This is a genomic window from Marinobacter sp. G5_S1_61_S3 (assembly GCF_054968585.1).
Window position 1 is genome coordinate 230,784 of record NZ_JBQKUK010000003.1, and the last position, 19,915, is coordinate 250,698.

General features: G+C 55.3%; 20 protein-coding genes. 6 read left to right on the forward strand and 14 right to left on the reverse strand.

What is annotated here, in order from left to right; all coding sequences use genetic code 11:
* Positions 1-17 precede the first annotated feature (17 nt).
* A complete protein-coding gene (locus ACTRWH_RS03995; protein WP_462825925.1) occupies positions 18-938 on the reverse strand; it encodes a LysR substrate-binding domain-containing protein in 921 nt (306 codons plus the stop codon).
* A gap of 162 nt (positions 939-1,100) precedes the next feature.
* Between ACTRWH_RS03995 and ycaC the strand changes: the two genes are divergently transcribed.
* From ycaC to ACTRWH_RS04020, 5 genes are all read left to right on the forward strand, one after another.
* Positions 1,101-1,727: an isochorismate family cysteine hydrolase YcaC gene (gene ycaC, locus ACTRWH_RS04000; RefSeq protein ID WP_041334861.1), complete on the forward strand. Its 627-nt coding sequence runs from the start codon at positions 1,101-1,103 to the stop codon at positions 1,725-1,727.
* Positions 1,728-1,804: 77 nt separating this feature from the next.
* Positions 1,805-2,482 (forward strand): hydrolase, encoded by a 678-nt coding sequence (locus tag ACTRWH_RS04005; protein ID WP_199480765.1) that lies wholly within the window; start codon positions 1,805-1,807, stop codon positions 2,480-2,482.
* A 175-nt stretch (positions 2,483-2,657) separates the two neighbouring features.
* Positions 2,658-3,521 carry a pirin family protein gene (locus ACTRWH_RS04010; RefSeq protein WP_199448665.1) on the forward strand — a complete coding sequence of 288 codons (864 nt, stop codon included), beginning with the start codon at positions 2,658-2,660 and terminating at the stop codon, positions 3,519-3,521.
* A gap of 79 nt (positions 3,522-3,600) precedes the next feature.
* The gene (locus ACTRWH_RS04015) at positions 3,601-4,185 is read left to right on the forward strand and encodes an antibiotic biosynthesis monooxygenase (RefSeq protein ID WP_462825926.1); all 585 of its coding nucleotides are present in this window, start codon (positions 3,601-3,603) and stop codon (positions 4,183-4,185) included.
* Between the two features lie 139 nt (positions 4,186-4,324).
* The gene (locus ACTRWH_RS04020) at positions 4,325-4,894 is read left to right on the forward strand and encodes an NAD(P)H-dependent oxidoreductase (protein ID WP_462825927.1); all 570 of its coding nucleotides are present in this window, start codon (positions 4,325-4,327) and stop codon (positions 4,892-4,894) included.
* Positions 4,895-4,991: 97 nt separating this feature from the next.
* On the opposite strand, the gene ACTRWH_RS04025 is transcribed toward ACTRWH_RS04020, so the two are convergent.
* The 3 genes from ACTRWH_RS04025 to ACTRWH_RS04035 all read right to left on the reverse strand — a co-directional run bounded on the left by ACTRWH_RS04025 (position 4,992) and on the right by ACTRWH_RS04035 (position 7,335).
* Complete coding sequence (locus ACTRWH_RS04025) at positions 4,992-5,576, reverse strand: DsbA family protein (RefSeq protein WP_462825928.1); 585 nt, start codon at positions 5,574-5,576, stop codon at positions 4,992-4,994.
* A gap of 26 nt (positions 5,577-5,602) precedes the next feature.
* Positions 5,603-6,334, reverse strand: coding sequence for an SDR family NAD(P)-dependent oxidoreductase (locus ACTRWH_RS04030; RefSeq protein ID WP_462825930.1), 732 nt, complete (start codon positions 6,332-6,334; stop codon positions 5,603-5,605).
* Positions 6,335-6,459: 125 nt separating this feature from the next.
* On the reverse strand, positions 6,460-7,335 hold the full coding sequence (locus tag ACTRWH_RS04035; RefSeq protein WP_462825931.1) for a LysR substrate-binding domain-containing protein: 876 nt from the start codon (positions 7,333-7,335) through the stop codon (positions 6,460-6,462).
* Positions 7,336-7,428: 93 nt separating this feature from the next.
* On the opposite strand from ACTRWH_RS04035, the gene ACTRWH_RS04040 reads away from it, so the two are divergent.
* Positions 7,429-7,929 (forward strand): lactoylglutathione lyase family protein, encoded by a 501-nt coding sequence (locus tag ACTRWH_RS04040; protein WP_127401246.1) that lies wholly within the window; start codon positions 7,429-7,431, stop codon positions 7,927-7,929.
* A gap of 62 nt (positions 7,930-7,991) precedes the next feature.
* Here ACTRWH_RS04040 and ACTRWH_RS04045 read toward each other — a convergent pair whose 3' ends face one another.
* The 10 genes from ACTRWH_RS04045 to ACTRWH_RS04090 form a co-directional block, all read right to left on the reverse strand.
* Positions 7,992-8,984, reverse strand: coding sequence for an XdhC family protein (locus ACTRWH_RS04045; RefSeq protein ID WP_127402384.1), 993 nt, complete (start codon positions 8,982-8,984; stop codon positions 7,992-7,994).
* Positions 8,985-8,986: 2 nt separating this feature from the next.
* Positions 8,987-11,320 carry a molybdopterin cofactor-binding domain-containing protein gene (locus tag ACTRWH_RS04050; RefSeq protein ID WP_462825932.1) on the reverse strand — a complete coding sequence of 778 codons (2,334 nt, stop codon included), beginning with the start codon at positions 11,318-11,320 and terminating at the stop codon, positions 8,987-8,989.
* Positions 11,317-11,778, reverse strand: coding sequence for a (2Fe-2S)-binding protein (locus ACTRWH_RS04055; protein WP_136633807.1), 462 nt, complete (start codon positions 11,776-11,778; stop codon positions 11,317-11,319). Before ACTRWH_RS04055 ends, ACTRWH_RS04050 begins: the two co-directional genes overlap by 4 nt.
* Before the next feature lie 67 nt (positions 11,779-11,845).
* Positions 11,846-12,637 (reverse strand): transporter substrate-binding domain-containing protein, encoded by a 792-nt coding sequence (locus tag ACTRWH_RS04060; RefSeq protein ID WP_462825933.1) that lies wholly within the window; start codon positions 12,635-12,637, stop codon positions 11,846-11,848.
* Positions 12,638-12,839: 202 nt separating this feature from the next.
* Positions 12,840-13,829 (reverse strand): PfkB family carbohydrate kinase, encoded by a 990-nt coding sequence (locus tag ACTRWH_RS04065; RefSeq protein WP_462825935.1) that lies wholly within the window; start codon positions 13,827-13,829, stop codon positions 12,840-12,842.
* Positions 13,826-15,466 (reverse strand): glucose-6-phosphate isomerase, encoded by a 1,641-nt coding sequence (pgi, locus tag ACTRWH_RS04070; protein ID WP_462825936.1) that lies wholly within the window; start codon positions 15,464-15,466, stop codon positions 13,826-13,828. Before pgi ends, ACTRWH_RS04065 begins: the two co-directional genes overlap by 4 nt.
* A 26-nt stretch (positions 15,467-15,492) precedes the next feature.
* Positions 15,493-16,959: a mannitol dehydrogenase family protein gene (locus ACTRWH_RS04075; RefSeq protein WP_462825937.1), complete on the reverse strand. Its 1,467-nt coding sequence runs from the start codon at positions 16,957-16,959 to the stop codon at positions 15,493-15,495.
* Positions 16,960-16,965: 6 nt separating this feature from the next.
* Entirely contained in the window at positions 16,966-18,069 is a 1,104-nt protein-coding gene (locus ACTRWH_RS04080; RefSeq protein ID WP_462825938.1) for a sn-glycerol-3-phosphate ABC transporter ATP-binding protein UgpC, read from the reverse strand.
* A 12-nt stretch (positions 18,070-18,081) separates the two neighbouring features.
* Positions 18,082-18,915, reverse strand: a complete 834-nt coding sequence (locus ACTRWH_RS04085; protein ID WP_462825939.1) for an ABC transporter permease subunit — start codon at positions 18,913-18,915, stop codon at positions 18,082-18,084.
* 17 nt (positions 18,916-18,932) lie between these two features.
* The gene (locus tag ACTRWH_RS04090; RefSeq protein WP_462825940.1) at positions 18,933-19,880 is read right to left on the reverse strand and encodes an ABC transporter permease subunit; all 948 of its coding nucleotides are present in this window, start codon (positions 19,878-19,880) and stop codon (positions 18,933-18,935) included.
* Positions 19,881-19,915 lie beyond the last annotated feature (35 nt).

Below are 19,915 nucleotides of genomic sequence, written 5' to 3' on the forward strand. Positions count from 1 at the left end.
GTCATGACGGTTTTTAATCAGTCGTTATCCGGTAACCTGAAATCGATTTCCTCGAGTGAGTCTGCCAGGAAGTCCAAAAATGCTCTTACCGCAGGAAGCAGCCCGCGGCGCGACGGGAAAACAGCGTGGAAAATCCCTCCGCGTGGTCGCCAGTCCGGTAAAATACTGACGAGATTGCCGTCAATCAGGTCCTGCCCACCGACGATGAGCGGCATTTTTACCACACCTAAACCACCCACAGCAGCTTTGAGTAACGTAAAGACATCATCGGTGACCAGGCGTGGCTGGTGATGGATTTTAACGGACGCACCAGCGGGCCCATCCAGGCACCAGACATGCTGTCCATCCCATTGCTCAAAATCGATACTGGGAAGTTTTGATAAATCATCGGGAGTTATTGGTTTCGGATACTGCGCAACCACCTCTGGCGCGGCCATCAAGCACTGAGGGCTTTTAGACAGCACTTTCATCGTTAAGTCACTGTCTTCGAGCGGCGGGTATCTCACTCGCAAGGCAACATCGAACCCCTCCCTGACAACGTCGATCCGTCGGCTCGTAGCCTCCATTTCGATTTTTACTTTCGGGTACTGCTGCATAAACCGGACAATCAACGGGGCCACCAGAAAGTAGATGATTCCCGGCGGGCAGCTCACCCGTATCGAACCCACTGGCTCGGAGCGGGAATGATCGATGACTTCCTGTGCCGCATCGGCCTCCACCAGCATTGCCACGCAGTGGCGATAATACTCTTTCCCCAACTCCGTAACAGTGAAGACACGCGGTGAGCGATTAATCAGTCGGGTATCAAGCCGACTCTCGAGCTCTGCCACGCGCCGGCTCAACTTGGATTTGGGTAATCCAAGTGCCCTGCCCGCTGGCGCAAATCCGCCGTGATCTACCACCTTCACGAAGTAAAAAAGATCGTTCAGATCCTGCATATACGATCGTCCTATATATAGAACTCTGAGTATAAGAATTAGTGCCTACTCAGGCCACCCTGGCTGAACTATCGTTAAATTTATTCCCTTTTCCAGTGCCAAAGGAGAGGGGGCCAACGACGACGGTGCACTGCGCCGTCTAAGCCCAGAAAGGAGAACGTCATGAGCAAACCCTATGTTCGACTCGATAAAAACGATGCTGCGGTACTGATGGTAGATCATCAGACTGGCCTGCTCTCCTTGGTCCGCGATATTGACCCGGACAAGTTCAAGAACAACGTATTGGCGATGGGTGACCTGGCTCAATACTTTGGGCTTCCGACCATTCTGACAACCAGTTTTGAGACTGGCCCTAACGGCCCATTGGTTCCGGAGCTGAAAGAACAGTTTCCCTCTGCCCCTTACATCGCCCGCCCAGGGCAGATTAACGCTTGGGACAATGAGGATTTTGTTAAGGCCGTTAAGGATACGGGAAAGAAACAACTGATCATCGCCGGCGTCGTGACAGAAGTGTGTGTTGCTTTTCCGGCGCTCTCTGCGCTGGCCGAAGGCTACGACGTATTCGTGGTGACGGACGCCTCCGGCACGTTCAACGAGCTGACCCGGCATTCGGCCTGGGACCGGATGTCGCAGGCCGGTGCCCAATTGATGACCTGGTTTGGGCTGGCGTGTGAGCTGCACCGTGACTGGCGCAACGATATTGAAGGCCTGGGAGCCCTGTTCTCAAACCACATTCCTGACTACCGAAACTTGATTACCAGTTACAACACTCTGCCTGAGAAGCAGTAGCGTAATGACGGGGTATTCGTGTCCTTCCAGCGAATACCTCCCCCAACCCATAGTATCTTTATACAGGGAATATCATCATGACTTCTCCCGCAAATTTTAATGGTCAGCGCCCGGTTATTGATCCAGACGACGCCGTATTGCTTCTGATTGATCACCAAAGCGGTCTGTTTCAGACCATCGGTGACATGCCCATGACCGAACTTCGAGCTCGTGCCACTGCACTGGCTAAAATTGCCACACTATCCAAGCTTCCCGTGATCACCACGGCATCTGTCCCCCAGGGCCCTAACGGCCCACTGATACCGGAGATTCACGAAAACGCGCCCCATGCGCAATACGTGGCACGCAAAGGTGAAATCAATGCCTGGGATAACCCGGATTTCGTTGCGGCGGTAGAAGCAACCGGTCGCAAAACGCTAATCATTGCAGGGACAATCACTAGCGTGTGCATGGCCTTCCCTGCTATTAGCGCCGTAGCTGACGGCTATAAGGTATTCACGGTCGTCGATGCATCCGGCACCTACAGCAAAATGGCTCAAGAGATCACGATGGCTCGAGTTGTCCAGGCCGGTGTGGTTCCGATGGACACCGCTGCGGTCGCCTCAGAGCTGCAAAAAACCTGGCATCGTGATGATGCTCAGGCATGGGCGGAAGCCTATACCTATATCTTCCCTGCCTACCAATTGCTCATCGAAAGCTACGCCAGAGCGCAAGAGGTAGTCCAGAACAATGAGGCGCTGGACTCAATCCGATAATGATTGACTGATTCAGTCAAACGGCGTCGTCCGGTCAGGTTCTGTCGGGCGGCGAGCGTTCTAGGTATAGAACACTGAGTGCGAATATTGCTATCTATTCAGGGCCCGTACGCTGTTTTATCGTCACAATGATGCAGTAAAAACGTTGGGTCGATGGACCCGTTAGGAGGTCAAAGTGAAAAAGATTCTGACAACGTATGGTCCCCCTCGCGGTCATTGGGTGGGTGATGGCTTTCCGGTTCGCTCGCTCTTCTCCTACGATCGGATGGGCGCATCGAATATCTCGCCGTTTCTGCTACTGGATTACGCCGGGCCATCGGAATTTCCTCCGGCTCAACGTCCCCGGGGGGTTGGTCAACATCCACACCGAGGCTTTGAGACCGTGACAGTGGTCTACAGCGGTGAGCTGGAACACCGGGATACCTCGGGTGCAGGTGGGCTCATTGGCGAGGGAGACGTCCAATGGATGACCGCTGGCGCGGGAATCGTGCACGAGGAGTTCCATTCACAGCAATTCACTGAACAAGGTGGTTTGCTGAACATGGTGCAGCTCTGGGTCAACTTACCTGCATCGGCAAAGGACACGCCGGCGGCTTACCAGACGTTGCTCAATAAGGATATCCCTCGTGTGTCCCTGGAAGATGATGGTGGAGCGCTGCGAGTCATTGCTGGTGAGTATCTTGAGCATAAAGGACCTGCCAACACATTCACGCCAATCAATGTGTGGGATCTTAAGCTGGAGCCTGGTGCCCGTGTGAATTTGCCGGTGCCCAAAGGCCACACCACCTTGGTGGCAGTGCTGAACGGTTCAGTTCAGATCAATGACACTGATGTGTTGCGTGAGGCAGAGCTTGCGAACCTGGACAGAGAAGGTCAAGAGATTGTGCTGGAGTCCAATAATGACGCTCGGCTGCTTGTGTTGAGTGGAGAACCCATTGATGAGCCGGTCGTGGGCTATGGACCCTTTGTGATGAATACAGAGGGAGAAATCAAACAGGCCATGCTCGACTTTCAATCAGGAAAATTCGGCGCTCTCTAGCAAGGGTAAAGAGCATGAACTGTTTTTGAGGGGCTGACAGGACGTCGCCCCCAATCAATCAAAGATTGGGAAGCACGCTATGAACGAACAAGAGGCAGACGCCGCCCCAAGCATCCACTATGACTCTGGTCGATCCATCATAATCCGGCACACCGTGAAACCCGGACACCGTGACCACTATGAAACCTGGCTCAGGCAGATTATTGCCGCCGCAGCCCAGTTTTCCGGGCACCAAGGCGTTCATGTGGTACGACCGCCCGAAGGGCATGACACCTTTGAAATCGCGGTGCGCTTTTCTCAACCCGAAGAAGCCGATACTTGGCTGAACTCCGATGTTCGGCGGGAATTGGTATCCGACATCGTTCCGGCGCTGGCCTCTGAAGAACAGGTAGAGATTCAGACCGGCATCGATTACTGGTTCACCCCACCCACGTCAAAAGCCAAACAGCCTACTCGCTGGAAACAATGGCTTATTACAACAGCGGTTATTTGGCCACTCACGTTGATCGTACCAATGGTCTTTCAGCCCATATTTGATCAACTTCCAGCGCTTGCGTTATGGGGTGTGCGTCATGGTTTGGTGGCAGCCACTGTCGTCGCACTAGTGGTCTATTTGATCATGCCCCGAGTGGTTCGACTCGTTGCAAACTGGCTGTTTCGTTAGTCGACAGCGCTAGGGGCAGAGGTACAGATCGATTTTCTATGGCAGTTTTGCCGTACGACCGGCGGGAAGATATGGTAAAGACCTGCGGCCTTTCGCACTTGTTTGGACACTAGGGAACACAACACTGAGGGAAATTACTATGACGCTGAAACTTCAAACAATCATTTGCAGCACGCGTCCTGGAAGGGTTGGTCCATCGATCGCTAAATGGTTCAACGAATTCGCCAATGCCGACGGACGATTTGGGTCGGAGCTTGTCGACTTGGCAGATTTTGAACTACCGGTCTACAACGAACCAAACCATCCGCGTTTACAGAAATACGAGCATGATCATACCAAGGCGTGGTCAAAAAGCGTCGATGCAGCTGATGCGTACGTTTACGTTATCCCCGAGTATAACTATTGCCCTCCCCCCTCCTTCACAAACGCGCTGGATTACGTGTACACCGAGTGGAACTACAAGCCGTGCGGGTTTGTGAGCTACGGTGGCGTATCCGGTGGTCTGCGCTCGGCGCAACTCGCGAAACAGCTGGTAACCACATTGAAAATGATGCCAATGATGGAGGGCGTGATGGTTCAGATGCCCTGGAACCTCCTCGATGAGAATAAGGTGTTCCAGGCGAGCGAGCATCACGAAGGTTCCGGGAAAGCGATGCTCGAGGAGTTGGAGAAATGGGCCAGTGCCTTACAATCGATCCGTAAGGGATGAGAGCAGACGCTGAATCTGCACCTCCATGCGCCTATCACGGCATTCCGATTGCGGACGCTAATCAATAGGTGTGTGTTGGTGCTGAGGGCGGCCCACGTTATCCAAGCGCCCGCTTAACCCAGTCCATACGGTCCTGGCCGAAGAACATTTCGTTGTTGACGAAGAAGGTGGGGGCTCCGAACACGCCCCTCTTGGCGGCGGCATCCGTCGCCTCGATCAGCGCTGTTTTTATCTGCGGTTGAGCCATTGCGTCCGCTACCTGTTCCGGATCAAAACCAGCGTTGGTTAGGATCGCCCTCAATGCCTCCGGGGATGAAAGGTCCTCACCCTGGGCCCATGCGGCTGAGAACATCGCCTGGTTGTAGAATTCGATCTGTCCGTTCGATAGCGCCCAGAGGGCGCCTCTCATTGTATTGACCGTGCTGAAAATAAAGTGAGGATTCAACTGGAACGGAATGCCATAGTGATCGGCATGGCGTTGAAAGTCGGTTTTGATCCATTCCCATTTGGCTGGGACGGTCACCGGAGACGTATTGCCTGTGGCCTTGAGGATGCCCCCGAGAAGAATCGGCTTGTAATTGATATTGGCGCCCGTCCCCTCAGTGAGTTCCTTCAACCGCATCCATGCGAAATAGGACGCGGGGCTTATGAAATCATAGTAAAAGTCGACATTCGTACTCATCATCATTACCTCTTGATGGGAAGGGTTTACCAGGGCTCAGAAAATGGCCGCGCATCCTGCTCGAATGTCCAGGCTGACCGAGGCTGTGTATGGAGATGCCAGTAAATGTCGGCAAGATCATCGGGCTCGATGATGCCACCCTCCCCCTTACTGGCATAAAGATCAGGCAGAAACTCAGCGGTCGCCTCGTTTCGTATCAGTCCATCAACAATAACGTGACCTACGTGGATTCCTTTTGGTCCAAGCTCCCGCGCCATGCTTTGAGCCAGGGCCCGTAACGCGTGCTTGCCGCCCGCAAAGGCAGAAAAACCGGCCCCACCTCTCAGGCTTGCCGATGCACCGGTGAATAGGATGGTTCCCTCGCTACGGGTCAGCATCTTCGCTGCCACCTCCCGGCCCATCAGAAAGCCCGCCAGCGCACACATCTCCCAGACTTTCTGGTACACCCGGGTGGTTGTTTCGCAGAGATCGAACCGAACGTTTCCACCCACGTTGAAGATGGCAACCCGTATAGGGCCCAACTCTGATTCCACCCGATTGATCAGCTCCGTTACTTGCGTCTCATCACGGGCGTCGGAATGAATTGCCGTTGCCGTGGATCCGATGTCGCTGATTTCACGACTGAGCTTTTCCAGATCTCCCCGGCGACGGGTTACCACGAGATGGAATCCTTCCCTGGCAAATCGGCGTGCGATCGCCGACCCTAAATGATCACCAGCCCCAACCACCAGCGCAATGGGTTTGTCGGTCGTGCCCATGTTCCTTCCCCTTATTCCGTTGTGATGCTGGTAAAAACGTATCCCACCTAATAGCGTAGCTAAAATCGATTAAATGTATGCCAATCACAACCAATGGTTACGTCTTTTGGCTTTCTTGGTTGTCGTCACCGATCTCCCAATTGTTGCCTCAGATATTCCATGGCATAGCGAGCGCGCGCAGACAGGGGCCATTCCGCCCGGGAGATCATCCAGAGCGAATCCACCACGTCCCTTTCAAGCGTCATAACCTTGATTTCGCTGTGTCGGGCAAAGGCCTGCCTCGCGTACTGCGGTAGTACGGTAAAGCCCATGCCCCTGGCTACGGGTTCGAGAATTAAGCCTACCTGATTAACAAAACCGCGCACCGGAATATTGCGGATTCCAGGCTCCCCCGGAAAGCAGCGGCTCAACAGGCGCGTTGCCATGGCCCGGCCATCAGGGTGGTCGATATAGCCTAATCGCTCCAAATCCGCCCAGCTCGATACCGATTGCCCTGCCGGCACAATCAGTTCCAGTGGCTCTCCGGCGAAGTGGGAGGACGTCAAGTGGGGATCGTCAGGCTTTGCCGTAACCAAGCCGATCTCATAGCGTTTACCCAAGACCGCATCCAATATTTCCGTATCCGGTGCAAATTGATGACGGACCACCAAGTCAGGATGCTGCTCCTGCAGATCGAGCAACAGTGGGTATAGCAGCAAGCCGCAGCTCCCCGGCGTGATAAGACTGAGCTCACCTCTTGTTTTATCGCCTTCCGACATTCGCAGGCGTAAGCGCATATCGGCCTGTTCCATCTCATCACAATACGCCAGGAGTGCGTGGCCGGCCGGTGTTAAATCCATCCGTCGAGGTTGCCGTATCACCAGGGTCCCCAGCTGTGCTTCAAGATGTCTTACATGCTGACTGACGGCTGCCTGGGTCAAGCCGAGCTGGTCGGCTGTCCGGGTAAAACTGCCGACGTCTGCAAGTACAACGAACGAACGTAACCATTGGGGATTAAGCATAAGAAACTCTTATTGATTTGATAAGCAATGACCTGTTTATATTATAGCAATTGCCGCTTACTCTGGTTCTACACTTTCCAGAGGAGAAGAACCATGAGCACCACTTACCCACGCAGTTTTTCCCATATCGGGATTTCGGTGACCGACCTTGATGCCGCTGTGAAGTTCTATACAGAAGTAATGGGCTGGTACCTGATCATGCCGCAAACCACTATTGAGGAAGATGACAGCCCCATTGGAGTTATGTGTACCGATGTGTTTGGTGCAGGCTGGGGCTCTTTCCGGATTGCTCACCTTTCCACCGGCGACCGGATTGGTGTGGAAATCTTTGAATTCAACAACGCAGAAAAGCCGGAAGACAACTTCGAGTACTGGAAAACCGGCGTGTTTCACTTTTGTGTCCAGGACCCGGACGTGGAAGGCCTTGCAGAGAAAATCGTTGCGGCAGGCGGTAAACAGCGCATGCCAGTTCGTGAATACTTCCCCGGCGAAAAGCCCTACCGCATGGTTTACATGGAAGATCCGTTCGGAAACATTCTCGAGATCTACAGCCACAGTTACGAGCTGACTTACTCCGCAGGCGCTTACGAGTAATCCGGTATTCGGTGGGCAATGACCCACCGACCTTTCGTTAACCTAGGTTTGAGCAAGGGCGCTCACAGTTCGACACGCGAACGCCCTCGCCTGACACGCACCATGTCCGCAACGATGGCCAGTGCAATTTCAGAAGGGGTTTTACTGCCGAGGTTGAGTCCGATGGGCATGTGGATCCGCTCAACGTCTTCCTTTGACAGGCCACCAGTCCGACGAAGTCGTTCGGATCGGGCCTGGGAAGTACGAACAGAGCCCATCACACCAATGTAGCTTGCCGAGGTTTTGACAGCAGCCATCATGGCCAGATCATCAATGCGGGGGTCATGGGTTGCGGCGACTATCGCCGTGGAGGGCGTGCAAGCACCAGGCGAAGCGATATACAGCGACGGCAGTTGGGGCACAAACTCAACACCCGGCGGCAGGCTCATGCCATTGGTGACTTCCTCCCGTGGGTCACACAGCACCACCTCATAACCAAGGCTTAAGGCGAACTGTGCACAGGCCTCTGATACCGTTGAATAGCCGGCAAGAATTAGCTTGGCGACGGGGCCAATACGAACCGTCACCGTCTCTTCGGTTTCATTTTGCAACACCCGCGGCCCCGTGGGTTCAGCATCGGACAGCCACCACACTGCATCCGTCAATCTGATATGTCGTGCGATTTCATTTTGGCCGGACAGGGCCTGCTGAATCCGCTCAAGGTGATCCCGGGTCTTTGCGGTGGCAACCATACGTTCCACCAGGACGTCGAGAATGCCCCCGCACGGCAAGCGAATACGGGGGCTCTCCGGGCTGTTGCTGCCCGGGTCGCCATAACGAACAATAACAGCAGGTTGTTCGTACTCTCCGGCGGCAACGCGCTCGAGGAAGTCTTCCTCGACGCAACCACCCGAGAGCGAGCCCACATGATGTCCATCCGAGGTGGCAACCATCAGTGAGCCCGGCTCCCTGGGCGATGATCCGAAGGTAGACAACACCGTGCACAACCAGATCGTCCGGCCACTCCCCAGCCATTCGATCGCCTGCTCCACTACCCGAGCATCCAGACTTTGCATGGTCATGCACTCAACTGATCACCAACAGGAAGACGCCGGATGCGTTTCCCCGTGGCTGCATAGATGGCGTTGCACAGTGCCGGCGCGACCGGTGGCAACCCCGGCTCGCCCACACCGCCCATGGCGTCATCGGGATTATCAATCAGGTGCACCCGGACCACTTTCGGCGCGTTTGGCATTCGCGGCAACAGATATCTGTCGAAGTTACTTTGTTGAGCGACACCATCCTGGAACGTCACCTCATTTTGAAGGGCAATGCCGATTCCCATCACGCAGGAACCCTCCATCTGTGACCGGATTCGCTCCGGGTTGGCCTGCGGCCCGCAATCAAAGGCAATGTCGGCGCGGTGAATGGTCACTTGCCCGCCGTCATCCACTTCCACGTCAAAGACGACGGCGGTGTAGGAAACAAAGCTGTGGTGGAAGGCAAGCCCAAGGCCACGCCCCTTTGCTCTTTCCTTTCCCCAGCCCGCTTCTTCGGTGGCACGCTCAATAACCCGGCGCATACGGCCCACATCGATCGGGTACATCTCAGGATCTTCACCGTAGTTCCAGCCATCGCCCACCGTGAGATTGTGAACCTCACGCCCTGGCCCCAGCAGGTCCAGTACGTAATCGCGATGGTCCTTGCCGGCGGCTACCGCCATCTCGTGGGCAAAGCTCTGGATGGCCCACGCATGCGGCAGGTTGTACACCGAGCGGAACCACCCGATGCGGACATGAGCCGGTGCCGGCGGGTTCTCCAAACGGATAGCAGGGATGCTGAATGGCATGGTGTTAAACCCCATTCCCAGCTCAAAGCCCGCCTTGTGTTTGGGATCCGGCGCGAACAGCGATGCAATGCTGGGAGACAGAGTACGGTGGCGCCAACTGGTCGCTTTGCCATTACCGTCGAGCCCCGCTTCCAGGTGATCCACAGAAACCGCATGGAAGTAGGCATGCTGAATGTCGTCCTCACGGGACCACTGCAGTTTGATGGGCTGCCCTTCAAAGGCCTTGGCCACTTGAGCGGCCTCAATCACGAAGTCTGGCTTCGATTTACGGCCAAAACCGCCACCCAGCAGGGTTTGATGAACGGTCACGTTTTCCAGGTCGATCTCCAGAAGCCCGGCGATGCCTTCTCGCGTCGCCCTGGGGTTCTGCACTGGCGCCCAGGCCTCGGCTTTGCCCCCGCTTACGCGAACCACGGCGACGGGGGGCTCCATGGGAGCCTGAGCCATATGGGGCATGTAGTAGGTGGCTGACACCCGCTTATTGGCTTCTTTCAAAGCGGCCTCAACATCACCGGACTGGCGTATAACCTTGCCCGGCGATTGCGCCGCTTTTTCCAGAGATTCACGGTAAGTATCCGATGTGTAATCGGCGTTGTTACCGGCCGGAGTATTGTCCCACTCTATCTTCAAAGCTCTGCGGCCTTCCATGGCAGCCCAGGTGTTGGTGGCTACTACTGCAACACCCCCGAGCGGATTAAATGCCGCAGGCTGGCCCGTGCCATCAATGCGTACAGTTTTCTTAACACCTCTGACCTTCAGGGCCTCACTGTCATCGACGCTTTTCACCGTCGCACCATAAACCGGTGGTCTGGCCACCACTGCATAGAGGGTGTTTTCCAGATCCACATCGGCGCCAAAAATCGCCTTGCCGGTGACAATGTCTTCACCATCGATTGCTTTGGGGTGCGTGGACTTCAGCTCGCCATTGATCAGGCCGGATTCCTTGCCAATGAAACGCAGCTCACTATCGGATTTCAGAACCAACCCGTCCCGGCCAGGAACGTCCAGCTCCCGTGCGGCTTCTGCAAGCTGGCCAAAGCCGAGTTCACGTCCAGTGGCAGGATGAACAACCTTATGAACATCCGCCCTTACTTGGTCGACCGATACACCCCATTGATTGGCCGCTGCCTGCTCAAGCATCAGCCTGGCAGCAGCGGCCGCACGGCGCATGGGGTCGTACCAGTGACGCATGCTGCGGGAACCATCGGTATTCTGGTTGCCAAACTTATCCTGATCGCCGTCTGCCTGTTCCGCGCGAACCCGGTCCCAGTCTGCGCCCAGTTCATCCGCGGCCACCATAACCAGGCTGGTGCGAATACCCTGCCCCATTTCGGCACGGTTGTTGACGATGGTGACAAGGCCGTTGGCGTCGATATGGATAAACACATTCGGGTTGTCTACCCAGCCCCCCGGCATGGCCCCGGCCCCGAATTGAGCCTGTTCATTGGCCAGCCCAATATCCCATCGGGCTGCGAGCAGGAGCGCAGAGGCTCCGGCCAACCCTTTGAGAAGACCGCGGCGGCTGACATTCGCAAGCAGCAGTGTGTCGTCGGATTGGCTCATGAGCTCACCTCCTTGTCCGCAGCCCGCTCAATGGCCGCCAGAATGCGATTGTAGGTGCCACACCGGCAGAGGTTGCCCGCCATGGCATCGATGATTTCCTGGGTTTCCGGTTCCGATGTTTTCTTCAGCAGAGCTGTGGCATTCATGATCTGGCCACCCTGGCAGTAGCCACACTGGGCCACACCCAGGTCCAGCCACGCCTGCTGGACTTTGCTGCCAACCGGGTCGTCGGCCATGGCCTCTATGGTCGTAATCTCTCCCTGAGCTGCGGAGACCGGCGTTATGCATGATCGGGTGGCGACCCCATCGAGATGAACCGTACAAGCACCGCATTGGGCGATACCGCACCCGAACTTGGTGCCTTTCATGCCGACAACGTCCCGAATGGCCCAAAGCAATGGCATATTGTCGGGGACGTCCAGTTCATGCAGCTGTCCGTTTATGGTCAGGTTAATCATTGGTCTCTCCCTTCACTGTGTTCCACGCACTGTGTTGCACGATTTACGTTGCTGGGGAAGCTTGAGCTCACTGACCGGAGAAAAACGACTCGGCATAACCGGTATATTTCTTAAACAGCTCGTCTCTGAAAGCCTGCCCCCTTGATGCAAGGACTCGATCAATGTCATCGCGCAGACCGGCAAGTTCATTGCGATAACCGGCCACACTGACCGAAGAACCAAGCGCTGGTTCCAGAACGCGAAGCGCCAGATCGTGATCCTGGATCAGATTGGCGCTCCAGAAGTTGTCTTCAATGAATGCATCGGCCCGCCCGAATTCGAGCATGCGGAAAGGCACCATTCCCTCGCCATCAGCGGAATAGGTGATCTCGACAATATCCTGATGGGTCTCTGCCCAGCGCGTGATATTGTCCGGGTAAACATACCCGCTGATGATCAGCACGCTAAGGTCATCCAGCTTCTCAAGCGTCACCGGCCCCTCAATGGATAGGCTCTCAGGTACGATCGCAGCCAATGTCCAGTGAGCAAATATCGTTCGCGAGTGCAGAAGCTTGTCCCGCCCCTCTGTTATTGGTACGGCGATGTCTGAGGCGCCTGACTGAACCTCTGAAATACAGCGTTTAAACGGCAATTCCTCGTAGGCAGCGATCAGCCCCAGATCATTGAGCGCGGCATTCATCAATTCCACGGCAATGCCGCGCATCTCTCCCTGATGATCCTTAAAGATGTATGGGGCCCAGGGTTCATAACAGATCTTTATCGTCGAGGATGGTGCGGCTGCATGGCTGAGGGTTCCATAAAGCACCAGCAACACCGCGATAACCCCGTAATGTATGACAACTGATACTGCACGCTGCATGAGAGGCGCCCCACTGCGCTTTGGGTTTGAGAACGGCGGGCGTCACCGTTTCTATAGTCTGATAAGTATAGACAATTGTGACAGACACCGACCGAAAGGTAACGCTCGCTACCACGATGGATTCATGGCACCTGTCGGAGGGGATCTGTAGGAGAGTGTGCGCAGGTGGGTAGAGCTGGCGAGGGCTACGTCGGGCAGGCCCCTATCTGGGTAGGTAAGCCGAAACTTCCTCCAGGCCTGGCAAAGAGGTGAAAGCGCCTGCATGAGTGACCGCATGCGCACCACAGGCACTGGCAAAGGTCAGTATGTCTTCAAGTTGCTCGGGGTCTTCGCCCAACGCCTTAAGACTGGCAGCGGTTATATCCAGGTCCGACAGCCGATAGAGCAACCCACCAACGAACGCATCGCCGGCGGCGGTGCTATCAACCATCTGCACGTTTCGTGGCTCGATGGAGCCGTAATGAGATGAGGTGAAGTAACGCAATGGCTTTCCGCCGTCTGTAACCAACACCAAAGAAGCGCCTGCCTTCAAGATTTTCTGCAACACCTCGGTTTCGTTCTGGTGTCTGCACAAGAAGGCCAGTTCTTCTGCGGATAGCTTCACAAGATCCGCTTGCTCCACACAGGCCCACACCGGAGCATATGGATCTGTGCCTTTGGGCCAGAGGTTATTTCTGAGGTTCATATCAAAGCTCACCAGCCATCCGGCTGATCTGGCCTTTTCCAGTCCCGCCTGGGTTGCATCCAGAATGTCCGGTTCAGTCAGTGTGTTGGAGCAGAAATGGAAAATGCCGCGGTCATCGAACCATTCTGGCTGGAATTCGTGTGGGGCGAATAACAGGTCAGCCGATGGTCCCCGGTAGAACTCGAAACTTCGCTCTCCGGTCTTATCCAGTGACACAAAGGCCAAGGCAGTTTTCGCTTCACTGGTTTGCAGCAGATAGTCTGTTCGCACATGCATGGCTTCCAGCGACTTGACGAGAAAATCACCGAACATGTCAGCGCCCACTTTGCCGGCGAAATAACTGTCTCCGCCGAGTTTACCAATCGCAGCGGCGACGTTGGCAGGTGCACCGCCTGGAAACTTCGTGAAGCGCTCGTTGACCGAATCAGAGTTTTCAGCCTGGTCTTCGCTCACCCTGCTTGAGAGCATGTCCACCAGGGCTTCACCGAATGAAATAACCTTGATCATCGACTGCTCCCCTCTTCCATCTTTTCCACCGCTGGATCCGAATTGGTTGTACCCGTGTTCAGGTGCTGTTTGACAATCTCCATCAGCCCCTGGGTTGACGGATCATACTTGTCGCTCTGCTGTTCAATATCACGGCTGATTTCGTTGGCCAGCCGCTTGCCCAACTGCACGCCCCACTGGTCAAAGGAGTTGATGTTCCAGATAGCACCCTGCACAAAGACCTTGTGTTCATACAGAGCAATCAAGGCGCCCAGATTTCGGGGCGTCAATTCGTCCATCAGCAGCACGTTGCTTGGGCGATTGCCTGGGCAACTGGCGTATTGGTCGTTCTGGGTGTCGCCATTCATAAAGGCGTTGGCCTGAGCCAGCATGTTAGTCAGCAAGGCAAAATGGTGGTCCTTGGTGTCGTCCTCTGGTTTCAGCGTCGCAATAAAGTCGATGGGTACGAAGCGTGTGCCCTGATGCAGTAACTGAAAGAACGCATGTTGACCGTTGGAGCCGGTTTGCCCCCACACAATGGGACCGGTGGCGTGGCTGACCGGGTTGCCATCGATGTCCACTGACTTGCCGTTACTTTCCATATCCAGTTGCTGGAGGAACGCCGGTAATTGGTGCAGAGCCTGATCGTAAGGAATAATCGCCTGGGTTTCGGCACTCAAGAAATTGATGTTCCAGATGCCGATAAGAGCCAGCACGACCGGCATATTGGCCTCAAAAGGTGCCTCCCGGAAGTGCTGGTCCATTATGAAAGCGCCCTCAAGCAACTCGATAAACGCATCGAACCCGATACTCAAGGCAATGGGCAAGCCAATGCTGGACCAGAGCGAATAGCGGCCACCTACCCAATCCCAGAATTCAAAGATGCTGTCCTCGCGGATGCCAAATTCCGTTGCTGCGTTGATGTTGGTGGACACCGCGACAAAGTGCTGGCCCATGTCGGTTGTGGTGCTTTGCGTCTGCGCCTGGAACCAGCGCTTGGCACTGTTCGCATTCAACAGGGTTTCCTGGGTAGAGAAGGTCTTGGTCGACACAACGAACAAAGTGGTTTCCGGATCCAGCCCTTTCAGCACTTTCTTGAGGTGACGGCCGTCGACGTTGGAAATGAAGTGGACGTTCATTTCCTGATGCTGGTAATCAATCAAGGCGCGACACACCATGCTGGGCCCAAGGTCTGAACCGCCGATGCCGATATTTACAACGTCGCGAATTCGCTTTCCGGTATAGCCCAGCCATTGTCCGTTCCTGACCTGCTCGGTGAAGGCCCTGAGTTTTTCCAGGCTGGCCCGAACCTCTGGCATGACGTCCTGGCCATTCACGACAATCGGTGCATCACTCAGGTTGCGCAAGGCGGTATGCAGAACCGGACGCTGTTCGGTGACGTTAATGGTTTCCCCAGAGAACATCTGTTCCCGGCGCGACGCCAACGGCGACTGTTTGGCCATCTCGAACAGCGCATCCATCACCTGCGGCGATACCTTGTTCTTGGAATAGTCCAGAAACAGCTCGCCTAACCGGAGGCTCATCTTATCGAAACGGTCCGGATCCGCTTTGAAATAATCCGCGATCCGGTCGTTCCGAGTCTCGTTGGCAAGTTGTTCCAGCATGCTCCAGGACTCGGATTTGCCCAGTGCATTCATATCTGTGCTCCCTAATGTTCGTCAGGTCAGCTCTCGCTGAGGGCTGCAAAAACCCCTTTTGTTTCCAGCTTGTCGAGTGCCCTATCGAAGGCCTCTTCAAAGTCGCTGGAGCTGGCGAGGGTGGTCCCGAAAAGGTCTGCCATCCCCAGAAACTCCGGGGTCAGGTTGGCTCTGTCTTCAACGGCCGCCTGCAGCCGGGGGGCCATGGGATCATTGATCTCGTGCGGTTGTCCCTGCTCATCTTTGCCACGGAGGTAGAGCGCCCAGCTGGCAATGATCATGGCAACACGAGACAGCGGTCGTCCTTCGTTCACTAGTGTCTGCACCGTCGGCACCAGGAACTTCGGTATCTTGCTGGAGCCGTCCATACACAGCCTGGCCAACTCGTCGCCCATTTGAGGGTTGGAGAAGCGTTCGATCAGGGTCTGCTTGTACGCGGGCACATCGATACCTGAAATTTCTCCCAGTATCGGTGTCACGTCTTCATCCATGAAGCTGCGAATAAAACGGCTGAACCGATCATCCGCCATGACCTCGTGGGTATATCGATAACCGGAAAGATACCCGAGGTAGGCCATAGCGGAATGGCTGGCATTCAACAGGCGGATTTTCATGCGCTCGTAAGGGGCGACGTCGTCCGTGAACTGAACACCCACCGCTTCCCATTCCGGTCGACCGTTACAGAAATCATCCTCCAGCACCCACTGGTAAAAAGGCTCGCAGATCACTGGCCAGCCATCTTCCAGGTCGTAGTTATCTTTCAGCCACCGGCGATGTTTGTCATGGGTTCCCGGTGTAATGCGGTCAACCATGCTGCTAGGGAAACTCACCTTTTCGCCGATCCAGCCCGCAAGCTCGGCATCCCTCAGGCGGGCAAAGCTCAACAGGGCACCGCGGGCCACCTGGCCGTTCTCGGGGAGGTTGTCACACGACAGGACGGTAAATGGCGGCAGATTACGTTCGCGTCGGCGGCATAGGGCCTCAGTCAGATAGCCAAAGACCGTGCGCGGTTGCTGCGGGTTTTCCAGGTCGTGAAGAACGTCCGGGTGGTTTTCATTGAACCTCCCGGTGTTGTCGTCCACGTTGTAGCCACCCTCGGTAATCGTCAGCGAGACGATCTTCACTTCGGAGCTCGCCATTTTCTCAATGACAGCGTCCTGCTCCTCAGGCGCGAACATGAAACCGGTGATAGAGCCAATGACACTGAGGGTATTGGTGCGGTCGGCGCCGAGCTCGATCAAGGTGTAGAGGTGGTCCTGATCAGACAACACCTGCTGCATGGCCCGATCACCTTCACGCAGCCCAACACCACAAATCGACCAGTCCGGGTTGCCACCTGCCTGCAACAGCTGGTGGGTATAGACCGCTTCATGGGCACGGTGGAATCCGCCCACGCCAATATGAACGATACCGTGTCCGAGGTTGCTTCGTTCGTAAGCAGGCACGGACATCTCTGGACTCAGTTGGTCCAATGCTGAGTTATTCAGTTTCATAAGATGTCACGCTGCCAATCGGCTGGGTTTCTGAACGGCATTGCCTTGCTCGTCGAACAAGTGGCACTCATCCACATGCAGGCGTAAACCGATGCGATCACCGTAGTTGCAGGCAAAGTTGCCGGGCATGCGGACAGTCAGCGTTTCCTGGCCATCGGTCTTTACATAGCAATAGGTATCGCTACCCAGGCTTTCGGCGATGTCCATGTGGCCGGTCAGTGAGCTCTCGCTGGGTTCAACCACATCGATGTTTTCCGGCCGAACGCCAACGGTGACAGCACTGCCCTGACTCAGGTGTTCGCTGGCCGCGGGCAAGGTCACTGTAGTACCGGAAGTCAGTTCAACCGTGACGCTTGAGGCATCAAGTGCGGTTACGTTGCCCGGCAGGAAGCTCATCTTGGGCATCCCCAGGAAACCTGCGACAAATCGATTGGCCGGGTTACGGTACAGGTCGAGGGGGGTGCCTACCTGCTCAATCCGGCCCTGATTCAACACGACCACTTTATCCGCCAGAGTCATAGCCTCGACCTGGTCGTGGGTAACGTAAATCATGGTCGCGTTAAGGTCATGGTGAAGTCTGGCCAGCTCGAGTCTCATCTGTACCCGCAGTGCAGCGTCCAGGTTAGAGAGCGGCTCATCGAACAGGAATACTTTGGGCTGGCGTACAATTGCACGACCAATGGCAACCCGCTGGCGCTGGCCACCGGACAGCTCTTTGGGTTTGCGTTCCAGCAACGGGTCCAGCTCCAGAATTCGGGCCGCTTCGGCTACCTTGTTATGGATAACCTCTTTTTTCTCTTTAGCGAGTTCCAGTGCAAACGACATGTTTTTGCGTACGGACATATGGGGATACAGGGCGTAGCTCTGGAACACCATTGCCAGATCCCGTTTGGCCGGGGCCAAATCGGTGATCTCTTTCGTATCCAGCAGAATGTGGCCGCCGGTCACCTCTTCCAGGCCCGCGATGGAGCGCAGCAGGGTCGACTTGCCACACCCTGATGGTCCGACAAACACCACAAATTCATTGTCTTTAATCTCAAGATTGATGCCTTTGAGAATTTCTGTTTCCCCGAAGGATTTCTTGAGGTTCTTTATTGTTAAGTTAGCCATGGGAAATCTCCGTTATTTGACGGCGCCAAAGGACAAGCCGCGAACCAGCTGTTTTTGGCTGATCCAGCCAAAGATAAGAATGGGGGCACAAGCCAGGGTCGATACGGCTGACAACTTGGCCCAGAACAAGCCTTCAGGACTTGAATATGAGGCGATCAGAGCCGTCAACGGGGCCGCTTCCGAGGCCGTGAGGTTGAGTGACCAGAACGCCTCGTTCCAACTGAGAATCAGTGACAGAAGCACCGTCGCGGCGAGACCACCCTTACTCATAGGCAGCAGCACTCGCCAGATCTCCTGGAACAGTGTGGAGCCATCCATTCGAGCTGCCTCGAGCACCTCTTTGGGTATCTCTTTGAAATAGGTATAGGCCATCCAGATCATGATCGGCAGGTTGATCAGTGTGTAGATGATGACCAGTCCGGTTTTGGTATCGAGCAAACCCGTGTCTTTGAAGATCAGGTAAATCGGCACCAGCACGCCAACCGGCGGCAGCATTTTGGTGGATAGCATCCACAGTAGTGTCCCTTTGGTACGCTTGGTCTCGAAAAAGGCCATGGAATAGGCGGCGGGTACGGCGAGCATCATTCCGATGATCGTGGAGCCGAAAGACACCACCACCGAATTCCAGGCAAAGTGCAGATAGTCACTGCGTTCATTAACCAGCGTGTAGTTCTCGAGGGTCGGCGAGAAGAACAATTGTGGAGGTGTGGCAAAGGCATCGATTTCTGTCTTGAAGCTGGTCAGCAGCATCCAGAAAATCGGGAAGAATATGGCCAGGGCCACACCCCACGCCAACACCCCCATAAGCAGGGTGTTCAGGCTACGTCGTTGTTTCAGGCTAATCATGTTGTAACCTCCGGGAATCATTGTTTTTCGGTCAGGCTTTTGCCGATCAGCCGCACCAGGAAGAAGGCGGCAATGTTGGCCAGCACGACGGCAATCAGGCCACCGGCTGAGGCCAGTCCAACGTCGAACTGCAGCAACGCCTGGCTGTAGATGAGGTACGCAAGGTTGGTGGTCTCGTAACCCGGGCCACCGCCCGTGGTGGTGAAGATCTCCGCAAAAATCGACAGCAGGAAGATGGTTTCGATCATCACCACCACCGCGATCGGGCGAGCAAGGTGCGGCAAGGTGAGATGGAAGAACAGAGCCAAGGGACCGGCGCCATCAAGTCGGGCCGCTTCCTGTTGTTCCTGATCCAGCGACTGCAATGCGGTCATAAGCAGCAGGATGGCGAACGGCAGCCACTGCCATGACACGATCATGATGATCGAAAACAACGGAAACTCGGAAAACCAGTCGATCGGCGTGGCGCCGAAAAACTTCCAGATGGCCGCAAAGACACCGGATACCGGATGCAACAGAAGGTTCTTCCAGATCAGCGCGTTCACAGTCGGCATAATAAAGAACGGGGATATGAGGAGAATCCGGACGATGCCCCGCCCCCAGAACGCCTGGTTAACAAGCAGCGAAATCAGCACGCCCAGAACCACCGTAATTAACAGCACCGAACCGACCAGCAGCAGGGTGTTGCTCATTCCGGCCATAAAACCGAAATCGGTGACAAAGAACTGGAAATTTTCCAGCCCCACAAATTCGTTATCGCCGGGGTACAGCAGGTTATAGCGAATCACTGAAAAGTAGATGGTCATGGACAGCGGAATCACCATCCACAACGCCAGGACGAGCACCGACGGCGACACCATGAAACGATTGATGCGGGAGGTCTTTCTATTACCTCCCTGGCGGCTGTCCTGTTTGGGTTCCGCGGCGGAGCTCGCGGGACCGGCATTCAGAGCGGTTGTCTTCATATCGGTTCTCCGGTGACCCCCAAGCAGGCTCCGCC

Bases quoted from the DNA above. Each gene is read 5' to 3' on its own strand.
- ACTRWH_RS03995 (WP_462825925.1), bottom strand. From the start codon at position 938: ATGCAGGATCTGAACGATCTTTTTTACTTCGTGAAGGTGGTAGATCAC.
- ycaC (WP_041334861.1), top strand. From the start codon at position 1,101: ATGAGCAAACCCTATGTTCGACTCGATAAAAACGATGCTGCGGTACTG.
- ACTRWH_RS04005 (WP_199480765.1), top strand. From the start codon at position 1,805: ATGACTTCTCCCGCAAATTTTAATGGTCAGCGCCCGGTTATTGATCCA.
- ACTRWH_RS04015 (WP_462825926.1), top strand. From the start codon at position 3,601: ATGAACGAACAAGAGGCAGACGCCGCCCCAAGCATCCACTATGACTCT.
- ACTRWH_RS04020 (WP_462825927.1), top strand. From the start codon at position 4,325: ATGACGCTGAAACTTCAAACAATCATTTGCAGCACGCGTCCTGGAAGG.
- ACTRWH_RS04025 (WP_462825928.1), bottom strand. From the start codon at position 5,576: ATGAGTACGAATGTCGACTTTTACTATGATTTCATAAGCCCCGCGTCC.
- ACTRWH_RS04030 (WP_462825930.1), bottom strand. From the start codon at position 6,334: ATGGGCACGACCGACAAACCCATTGCGCTGGTGGTTGGGGCTGGTGAT.
- ACTRWH_RS04035 (WP_462825931.1), bottom strand. From the start codon at position 7,335: ATGCTTAATCCCCAATGGTTACGTTCGTTCGTTGTACTTGCAGACGTC.
- ACTRWH_RS04040 (WP_127401246.1), top strand. From the start codon at position 7,429: ATGAGCACCACTTACCCACGCAGTTTTTCCCATATCGGGATTTCGGTG.
- ACTRWH_RS04045 (WP_127402384.1), bottom strand. From the start codon at position 8,984: ATGCAAAGTCTGGATGCTCGGGTAGTGGAGCAGGCGATCGAATGGCTG.
- ACTRWH_RS04050 (WP_462825932.1), bottom strand. From the start codon at position 11,320: ATGAGCCAATCCGACGACACACTGCTGCTTGCGAATGTCAGCCGCCGC.
- ACTRWH_RS04055 (WP_136633807.1), bottom strand. From the start codon at position 11,778: ATGATTAACCTGACCATAAACGGACAGCTGCATGAACTGGACGTCCCC.
- ACTRWH_RS04060 (WP_462825933.1), bottom strand. From the start codon at position 12,637: ATGCAGCGTGCAGTATCAGTTGTCATACATTACGGGGTTATCGCGGTG.
- ACTRWH_RS04065 (WP_462825935.1), bottom strand. From the start codon at position 13,829: ATGATCAAGGTTATTTCATTCGGTGAAGCCCTGGTGGACATGCTCTCA.
- pgi (WP_462825936.1), bottom strand. From the start codon at position 15,466: ATGAATGCACTGGGCAAATCCGAGTCCTGGAGCATGCTGGAACAACTT.
- ACTRWH_RS04075 (WP_462825937.1), bottom strand. From the start codon at position 16,959: ATGAAACTGAATAACTCAGCATTGGACCAACTGAGTCCAGAGATGTCC.
- ACTRWH_RS04080 (WP_462825938.1), bottom strand. From the start codon at position 18,069: ATGGCTAACTTAACAATAAAGAACCTCAAGAAATCCTTCGGGGAAACA.
- ACTRWH_RS04085 (WP_462825939.1), bottom strand. From the start codon at position 18,915: ATGATTAGCCTGAAACAACGACGTAGCCTGAACACCCTGCTTATGGGG.
- ACTRWH_RS04090 (WP_462825940.1), bottom strand. From the start codon at position 19,880: ATGAAGACAACCGCTCTGAATGCCGGTCCCGCGAGCTCCGCCGCGGAA.